Here is an 8589-nt window from a genome sequence, read left to right on the forward strand (position 1 = left end):
ACGGCGACTGCATGAAGCGTTTCAAGGAGCGCAGTGTGTGCAGTCCGCGCGACGCCCGCGCGCAGCGAGAGTATCCTTTCGGTGAACTTGCAAAAGACGGCACATGTGCCGTCTTTTAGCAAAATGCCGAAGAAGGATGGTGCTTCATGGATGCGGTCTCCGACGTGCTGCGCGTCGTGCGCCTGGGCGGCGCGGTTTATCTTCACGCCGAACTGACGGCGCCGTGGAGCCTGATCGGTCACGCGGATCAGGCGTTGTGCACGGCGTATCTGCCGAGATCGGACCGCATCGTCTCCTATCATCTGATCACGGAAGGAAGCTGCTGGGCGCGGCTTCCCGATTCGTCTGATCCTGCCATCCGAGTCAGTGCCGGCGAACTGCTCGTCGTGCCGCAAGGCGAGGCGCACATCATGGGCAGCGCGCTCGATATTCCTCCCGTGCCCGCCGGGCCGCTGCTCGAAACTCAACTAGCGACGATGCCGGGCGAAGTGCTGAATCTCTCGCACGGGGGAGGCGGCGCGCCGACGCGGATCCTGTGCGGCTTTCTCGCATGTGACGACGCGCTCACCAATCCCGTGCTCGGTTCGCTGCCGCGACTCTTCAAGGTCGATGTGCGCAACGATCCGCAATCGGCATGGATCGAGGCTTCATTGCGCTATGCCGCCGAAGAAGCGGCTCAACGGCGTGCAGGCAGCGCCATCGTGCTCTCGCGTTTGTCGGAGTTGCTGTTCGTGTGGGCGGTGCGGCGCTGCATCGACGAACTACCCGACGATCGCAAGAACTGGCTTGCGGGTGTGAAGGACCGCTTCGTCGGCCGCGCGCTGTCGATACTGCATGCGCAACCGGCCTACGGCTGGACCGTCGACGAACTGGCCCGCAAGGTCGGCCTGTCGCGCTCCGCTTTCGCACAGCGCTTCAGCGACCTGCTAGGGCAACCGCCAATGCAATACCTTGCGCGCTGGCGCCTGATCGTCGCGGCGCAGGAACTGTCGTATAGCAGCAAGGCGATTGCAGCGATTGCCGAAGAGGTGGGCTACGAATCGGAATCGGCGTTTCATCGCGCGTTCAGACGCGAGTTCGGTCAACCACCTGCTGCGTGGCGCAAGCGTCACAGCCAGGTGACGGGCGCGGAGGTTCTGGCAGCGAGCCAGTAGCGCGCAAAGTCCAGCAGAAGATGACTACTGTGCAGCGCATGCAGCACGCGGCGGCGCGTTCGTGCTCTGCGCGTGCCGCGTGTCGCTGTCAGAGTGGGGCTCATGCGCCTCGACGTTTGCATCGGCGTCGCATGCAGCGCACTAAGCTCGCTTGCCATTGCGTGGATCAGGCGACGCAGCGCGGCGTGCCATGCAAGCGGATCGAGTATCCGGGTGCCGCGCAGCGACTTGAGCAGCGAGAGAGCGGTGCTGAGTTCGCGCATATGTCGGCCGTGGTCGTTGTTCAACTGACGCGCGGCCGCGAAGCACACATCCCATCCGACATGCGTGTGCACATGCAGTAACGCGAACAGCAACACGGGCGGCAGGAGCGCAAGGCTCTCGCGCATCAGCGGGTCGCTGTGCAAGTGCGCGAGCAGTCGAGCATGTGAATCATCGCTGAGGGAGCGTCGTTGCAAGTCCGTCCGGTGATGCATGACAAGGCCTCCTGTTACGCAAGGTGTCGCGGATTCTCCTCGCCGATGGCGCGTGATGCGTCGCGCCTGACCACGGCGATGGAACTGGCTGCACACCCTGACTTCACAAGACCTTGCTGCCCGACGTTGTTGAACGCGCTTGCTGCAACAGATGATTCATGGTGCTCGATGCCGTCTCGAGATTCACTATGAGGCAACATGCATCGATGACCCTTGCCCTCGCGTCGCGCCTCTTTATCCGATCGTCCATTTTTGTTGTGCGCGGCGAGCCGACTTTGCCTCGCGTCCGTTGCGGTTTGCCGCGCGTCGTGCGTTGCACGGTGCCTTGCGGTTCGCGTCGATTAAAAGGAATGCCTACATGCTTGCCAGAAGCGATCGCACGCCGCATGCATGGCGATGCGCTCACGCACACCTCGACGATTGACGCGAGCGTGCCTTGCGACAACACTGTTCGTCGTGCGCGTCGTCGGTCGCAAATGCATGCGTGACGGCGCGCGCTTTCGATGAACCTGGACCTGCGTTGGGAGCGCGTACTTCATGAACAGCTTGGACGGAACGATCGTCGCGATTACAGGCGCCTTTGGCAATCTCGGTCTCGTGACGGCGCAAGCGCTCGCGGAGCGCGGCGCGAAGGTCGCGTTGATCGGCAGAGGCAAGCCTCCGGCGAAACTGCCTTCCTCGCTCGATCAGGCGTGTGTCGTAAGCGGCACTGATCTCGCGGAACGCGACGCGGCCCAACGCGCGGTCGATTCGATCGCGAGCCAACTCGGTGGTCTGAATGCGCTCGTGAATGTTGCAGGCGGCTTCAGCTGGGAGTCGATCGCCGACGGCAGCGCCGATACCTGGGAGCGCATGTTCGATGTGAACGTGAAGACGACACTGAACGCGTCGAAGGCGGCGCTGTGGCATCTGACGCGAGCGGCGGGCGGACGGATCGTCAACGTGGGCGCGATGGCGGGCCTGAAGGCGGGCATGGGAATGGGCGCATATGCCGCGTCGAAGGCGGGCGTGATGCGTCTCACGGAAGCACTCGCCGAAGAACTCAAAGACAAAGGCGCGACCGTGAACGCGATCCTGCCCAGCATCATCGACACGCCGCAGAATCGCGCGGACATGCCCGATGCCGATTTCACCCGTTGGGTGACGCCGGAACAGATCGGCGCGGTGATCGCGTTCCTGCTGTCGAAGGAGGCGCAGTGCATCACGGGCGCGCTAATTCCCGTTGCAGGCCGGGTGTGACGGCTGCCAGCATTTTTTAGACATTACTAAAGCCTGTCAAACATATTTCATAATCATTTCCTAAAGTAGCGCGTCATACCGGCGCGCCGTGGACTGCCTGATCCAGGCGTGGACTGGTTGTTGAGTCAACCAACCCATCCCCAACAATGGATCACAAGAACATGGCGCAGCCCCTCGACATCTCACGCCGCAAGGCCCTCAAGATCATTGCCGGCGCACCGATGCTGCCGCTCGGCAGCGCGGCCGCGGCTTCGCTGCTCGCGGCGTGCGGCAGCGGCAACGATCACGCGGCCAGCACCACGCCCGCCGTGTCGACGGCTGCCTTCACGGCGGCGTCGTTCGGCGGCATGGCTGCGCCGTCGCTGGCCGACGCCGCTGCGATGGCGACGACCACGGTCGCCTCGACGCTGACTGCGCAGTTCAGCGACGGCAGCAGCCGCACGTACAAGCTCGCGTACCAGCCGTTCTTCATCACGGGCGACACGGTGTCCAACACGACGGGCGGCACGATCGTCGCGGGCGGTTATTTCGACATCAATAACCAGCCGATCATCGACCGCTCGGTGGCCGGCAAGGAGCGCCAGTTCTTCTCCGATTGCCCCGACGGAACCTCGCTGATCCGCCTGGACAAGCCGACCGTGAAGGGCGTGAAGGGCAACCCGGTGTTCGCCGTCGTGCAGTTCGAATACACGACGCGCGACCAGACGCAGACGACGGCAGGCGACATGTACGGCAAGCTGCCGTCGCCGATCGCGGTGCTCACGCTCGATCAGGATCCGGCGACGGGCAAGCTCACGCTGGTCAGTTATTCGAATGTCGATACGTCTGGCGCGCATGGTCTGTGGATCACGTGCGGCGCGAGCCTGTCGCCGTGGAATACGCACCTGTCGAGCGAAGAGTACGAGCCGGACGCCGCAACGATCGCGACGAATACACAGTTCCAGGCGTATAGCCAGAACCTGTACGGCAGCACATCGACGGCGCGCCCGTATCACTATGGGCATTTGCCGGAAGTCACCGTGAATCCCGACGGCACGGGCACGGTCAAGAAGCACTACTGCCTGGGCCGTATCTCGCACGAGCTGATTCAGGTGATGCCGGACAAGCGCACCGTGCTGATGGGCGACGATGCGACCAACGGCGGCCTCTTCATGTTCGTCGCCGACAACGAAGCGAACCTGTCCTCGGGCACGCTGTACGTGGCGAAGTGGGCGCAAACATCGTCGGCGGGCGCGGGTTCCGCGACGCTCACGTGGCTCAATCTCGGCCACGCGACCAGCGACGAAATCGAAGCGCTCGCCAACACGCTGACCATCACGGACATCATGGACATCGTCACCGACGAGTCCAATCCGCCCACCGATCCGACCTACACGCGGATTCACTTCGGCGGCAAGTTCAACTGGATCCGCATCAAGTCGGGTATGGAGAAAGCGGCCGCGTTCCTCGAAACGCACCGCTACGCCGCGTTGCGCGGTGCGAGCATGGGCTTCACGAAGCTCGAAGGCACGACCGTCAACGCGAAGGACAAGATTCTTTACTCGGCGATGTCGCAAATCACGTCGTCGATGGTGCGCGGCAACGCGCATTCGACCGACATCGCGCTCGACAAGGGCATTTCGTCGGGCGCCGTCTACGCGCTGAACATGAAGGCCGGACAAAGCGACCTGGGCGGCGCGGCCATCAACAGCGAATGGGTGCCCGTCGACATGAGCGCGCCCGCCGCGCTCGTCGGCGAAGACCTGGCGACGGCGGATAGCCTCGGCAACACGGCGAACGCCGACAAGATCGCGAACCCAGACAACCTCAAGTTCTCGGAGAAACTGCGCACGCTCTTCATCGGCGAAGACAGCGGCATGCACGTGAACAACTTCCTGTGGACGTACCACGTCGACACGAAGACGCTGTCGCGCATCCTGTCGTGCCCGGCGGGTGCGGAGTCGACGGGGCTGCATGCCGTCGACGAAATCAACGGCTGGACGTACATCATGAGCAATTTCCAGCACGCGGGCGACTGGACGAGTTTGCACGCGAAGGTGCAGACGACGCTCGATCCCCTCGTGCGCGCCAATTACAAGGATCGCTTCGGCTCGGCGGTCGGCTACCTGACGGCGGACCCGACCTCGATCAAGCTCGCGTAACGGCAACGCTTGCGGCGATCCCCACGGGTCTCATCGCGGGGAATTTGATGACGCTTCGGGCTGGACGGAAGGCACGGTTCGCGGGCGATTCATCGACCCCTCTCAGGAGGGGTTTTTTTATTGGCGCAGACCTTCTTGCAGCGCCGGTACTCCTTGTGCCATTCGGCGATCTTCGCTACGACGCTCGCCAGAATGCCGAGCGCTCCAACTGTTTCTACGAAAGCGGAAAGCATATGTGTCTCCTGGTTCCGAGGCGAGGGCGACGGCTTGCGAGTGCAGACTAAGTCCGCTGCGGGCCCGTCACAATCTGGAAGTTCCAAAGCCAGATTTCGCCTTTGCCGAAGCGTGGTGTTCGCGCGCCGGCATTCAGAAGGACGATTGATGCTGTTCGAATTGAAGCGCGCACGGATGCAGGCGGAACACTTCCTCACCGCTTCTTTCACGCGAGCGCGCAAGTCGGTCGGGTCTGTCAGTATTGACGCCGATGCGGCGCAAGCACCGTGGGCGTGCCGAACGCGCCGCCGACCATTCGACAGCTTCGCCGGCGCAGTCAAACGACGACGAACGCGCCGAAAAGGATTCGGCCCACGTGGAAGAGTTTTTCGTATCGAGAGCGAGCGCCGTCGAGCGCGTCATCCTTGCCCGGCGCTCGCTCATGAGGGAGATGGACGGCGCGAGCGCGGGTGCCTTCGCGCTCAGCCAGGGACCTTCGCTGCTCGACAAGCTCGAGCAACTGCTGTTCGATGTCCGCGCGGGGCGCGTATCCGATTTCATCATGCCCTCGCTGAACAGCAAGGTACGCATACTCGTGATGACCGACTAGCGCGCCGCTTCGCGGGCCCGTCGGATCGAGAAAAAAGAATCACAACAGTGACATCGCGACGTACACCGAATGCCGCCGGCCGGCCAGTCGGATGCATCCCAACGCAATCGTAAAACTGAGCGGAACCTCGCAATTTGACATTCCGCACTTAACATTTACGTTCAGCTGTCGATAAACCGTACTTCACTTACCTCTTTCCGCGGATAACGGACTGCTTCACTCATCGAAGTCCGGCAAGCGGTCGAGGGAACATTCTGGGGGCTCTTATGTTACAGGGCAGCTACAACAGTCTCCTCGTGCTGTTCTCGCTCCTTGTCGCGGTTTTGGCTGCGTACACCTCGCTCGAAATGGCGGGCCGCATCACGACGGCGACCGGCCGGTCCGCGCGTTGGTGGCTGACGGGCGGCGCATTCGCGATGGGACTGGGTATCTGGTCGATGCACTTCGTCGGCATGCTCGCGTTCAGCCTGCCGATCCGGCTCGGCTACGATCCCATCGTCACACTGCTGTCGCTGTCGATCGCGGTGGCGTCGTCGGCGTTCGCGCTCTGGCTCGTGTGCCAGGAGACGCTGCCCGCCGGACGGCTGGCGAGCGGCGCGGTGCTGATGGGCCTCGGCGTCGCGGGCATGCACTACACGGGTATGGCCGCGCTGCGCATGGAGCCGGGCATCGTCTACGACTTGCCGCTATTCGCGCTGTCGATCGTCATCGCCATCGCCGCGTCCGGCGTTGCACTAAAGACGGCGTTCAGCCTGCGCCACAACTCGCGCCGCATGCGGCCGCTGCGCGCGGGCGCGGCGATCGTAATGGGTCTCGCGATCGTCGGCATGCACTACACGGGTATGTCGGCGGCGGGCTTTCCGGCAGGCAGCCTGTGTGCGGCAGCGACGGAGGGCGTGAACAGCGCGTGGCTCGCCCCCGTCATCATCATCGTGACGCTCACGGTGACGACCGTCGCGCTGACGATTTCCGTGCTGGAAGACCTGCGCCTCGAAACGGAGAATGCGGCGCTCACCCGTTCGCTCGCGGAAGCCAATCAGGAACTCGGCTATCTGGCTTTGCACGACGCGTTGACCAAGCTGCCGAACCGCGTGCTGCTGGAGGGCCGGCTCGAAGAGGCGCTGGCCAGGGTGCGCTCTGACGGCGGCGAATTCGCGCTGATGTTCATGGATCTCGACGGCTTCAAGGTGGTCAACGATGCCTACGGCCATCAGGTGGGCGACCGGCTGCTGGTGCAGGTGGCCGAACGGCTCGCATCAGCCATGCGCGGGAACGACACGGTGGCGCGCGTCGGCGGCGACGAGTTCGTGCTGCTCGTACCCGACGAGGGCAGAGCGGGCGCGACGACGATTGCCGGCCGGCTGCTCGCGGCCGTCGGCGCGCCGTTCGATGTCGACGGCCACGACTTGCGGATTTCGACCAGCATCGGCATTGCGATGTGTCCCGCCGACGGCGCGTTGGTGCACGACGTACTGATGCACGCCGACGCCGCGATGTATCACGCGAAGGCGATGGGCCGCAACGCGCATTGTTTCTTCGACGCGTCGATGAACGAGAACATGCAGGGCCAGTTGCAGCTGACCCAGGATCTGCGTGCGGCCGTCGAGCGCAACGAACTGGTGCTGCACTATCAGCCGCAGTTCGCCGCGCCCGATGGACCGATCACAGGCGTCGAGGCGCTCGTGCGCTGGGTGCATCCGAAACGCGGCATGATCGGCCCCGATGAATTCATTCCGCTCGCCGAGAAGACGGGCCTGATCGTGCCGATCGGCGAATGGGTGCTCGACGAAGCGTGCCGCCAGGTCCGCGAATGGCTCGATTCGGGTGCGTGCGACTGGAACGTCGCCGTCAACCTGTCGCCCGTGCAGTTCAGCCACCCGCAGCTGACGGCGCTGGTGCGCGACACGCTGGCGCGGCATCGCGTCGATCCGCGTCACCTGACGATCGAAGTGACCGAGTCGGCCGCGATGCGCGACGTCGACGCAAGTCTGCGCATTCTGCAAACGCTGCATGAGATGGGCGTGCGTATTTCCATCGACGATTTCGGCACCGGCTATTCGAGCCTGATGTACCTGAAGCGGCTGCCCGCGAGCGAGCTGAAGATCGACCGCGGTTTCGTGCGCGAGCTTGCGCACGACGCGGAGGATGCCGCCATCGTGTCGTCCGTTGTCGCGCTCGGACAGACGCTCGGGATCGACATCGTCGCGGAAGGCGTCGAGACCACGACGCAGAAGGAGTTTTTGACGCGGCTCGGCTGCAATTCGCTGCAAGGCTTTCTGCTCGGACGGCCGGTTCCGGCTGCGGACCTGGACGCGCTTTCGCGGGAGTCTGCGCAGGCGAGCGTGTCGTGACGCAAGCGTTTGCCGCTGCGATGTGTTGCGCGGATGCCGAAACGGCCGGCGTCTTTCGTCTGAATGTTCGGTATCCCACATAGCCGCCCGCGCGGGTCGGAGATACTCTGCTTGCGCACGGGGGAAGTTTGCGCGGTACGCGATAATTCGAAAGAGGCGAAGGGTTGTACGGTCGGCAAAGTGTGAGCGCCACGCGGCGCGAACCTTTGCCGAATGTCTAGCCTTCCGGCGCCGTCAGGCGACCTGGGCCTTCAAAACTACAGCATGAGCGCCGGCCTTGGCCGTAATGCCGTTCAGTTAAGGTCTCTTTTGAGGACTCGAACGGTATAACGAAACGGTCTGGACTTGACGGCCCGAGCGCAAGAGCGCCCGGGCCGTTTTTCGTTGATAAGTTGCTTGAGCCGC

6 protein-coding genes are annotated in these 8589 nt (G+C 63.4%); 5 read left to right on the top strand and 1 reads right to left on the bottom strand.

What is annotated here, in order from left to right:
- Window positions 1-146 precede the first annotated feature (146 nt).
- Window positions 147-1154, top strand: coding sequence for an AraC family transcriptional regulator (locus G3N95_RS38675; protein ID WP_205975347.1), 1008 nt, complete (start codon window positions 147-149; stop codon window positions 1152-1154).
- On the opposite strand, the gene G3N95_RS38680 is transcribed toward G3N95_RS38675, so the two are convergent.
- Window positions 1109-1543 carry a hypothetical protein gene (locus tag G3N95_RS38680; protein WP_241019187.1) on the bottom strand — a complete coding sequence of 145 codons (435 nt, stop codon included), beginning with the start codon at window positions 1541-1543 and terminating at the stop codon, window positions 1109-1111. The genes G3N95_RS38675 and G3N95_RS38680 overlap by 46 nt on opposite strands.
- A gap of 624 nt (window positions 1544-2167) precedes the next feature.
- Between G3N95_RS38680 and G3N95_RS38685 the strand changes: the two genes are divergently transcribed.
- The 4 genes from G3N95_RS38685 (at window position 2168) to G3N95_RS38700 (ending at window position 8184) form a co-directional block, all read left to right on the top strand.
- Window positions 2168-2869: an SDR family NAD(P)-dependent oxidoreductase gene (locus G3N95_RS38685; protein ID WP_205975349.1), complete on the top strand. Its 702-nt coding sequence runs from the start codon at window positions 2168-2170 to the stop codon at window positions 2867-2869.
- Between the two features lie 161 nt (window positions 2870-3030).
- Complete coding sequence (locus G3N95_RS38690) at window positions 3031-5010, top strand: alkaline phosphatase PhoX (RefSeq protein ID WP_205975350.1); 1980 nt, start codon at window positions 3031-3033, stop codon at window positions 5008-5010.
- Between the two features lie 589 nt (window positions 5011-5599).
- Window positions 5600-5833 carry a hypothetical protein gene (locus G3N95_RS38695; protein ID WP_205975351.1) on the top strand — a complete coding sequence of 78 codons (234 nt, stop codon included), beginning with the start codon at window positions 5600-5602 and terminating at the stop codon, window positions 5831-5833.
- 266 nt (window positions 5834-6099) lie between these two features.
- Window positions 6100-8184, top strand: a complete 2085-nt coding sequence (locus G3N95_RS38700) for a bifunctional diguanylate cyclase/phosphodiesterase (RefSeq protein WP_205975352.1) — start codon at window positions 6100-6102, stop codon at window positions 8182-8184.
- The last annotated feature ends 405 nt before the right edge of the window (window positions 8185-8589 follow it).

This window comes from Paraburkholderia sp. Tr-20389 (genome assembly GCF_017104565.1).
Taxonomy (GTDB): domain Bacteria; phylum Pseudomonadota; class Gammaproteobacteria; order Burkholderiales; family Burkholderiaceae; genus Paraburkholderia.

What these genes read in the sequence shown, in the direction of transcription:
- G3N95_RS38680 (WP_241019187.1), bottom strand. Translation starts at nt 1,543, where the DNA reads ATGCGCGAGAGCCTTGCGCTCCTGCCGCCCGTGTTGCTGTTCGCGTTA.
- G3N95_RS38675 (WP_205975347.1), top strand. Translation starts at nt 147, where the DNA reads ATGGATGCGGTCTCCGACGTGCTGCGCGTCGTGCGCCTGGGCGGCGCG.
- G3N95_RS38700 (WP_205975352.1), top strand. Translation starts at nt 6,100, where the DNA reads ATGTTACAGGGCAGCTACAACAGTCTCCTCGTGCTGTTCTCGCTCCTT.
- G3N95_RS38690 (WP_205975350.1), top strand. Translation starts at nt 3,031, where the DNA reads ATGGCGCAGCCCCTCGACATCTCACGCCGCAAGGCCCTCAAGATCATT.
- G3N95_RS38685 (WP_205975349.1), top strand. Translation starts at nt 2,168, where the DNA reads ATGAACAGCTTGGACGGAACGATCGTCGCGATTACAGGCGCCTTTGGC.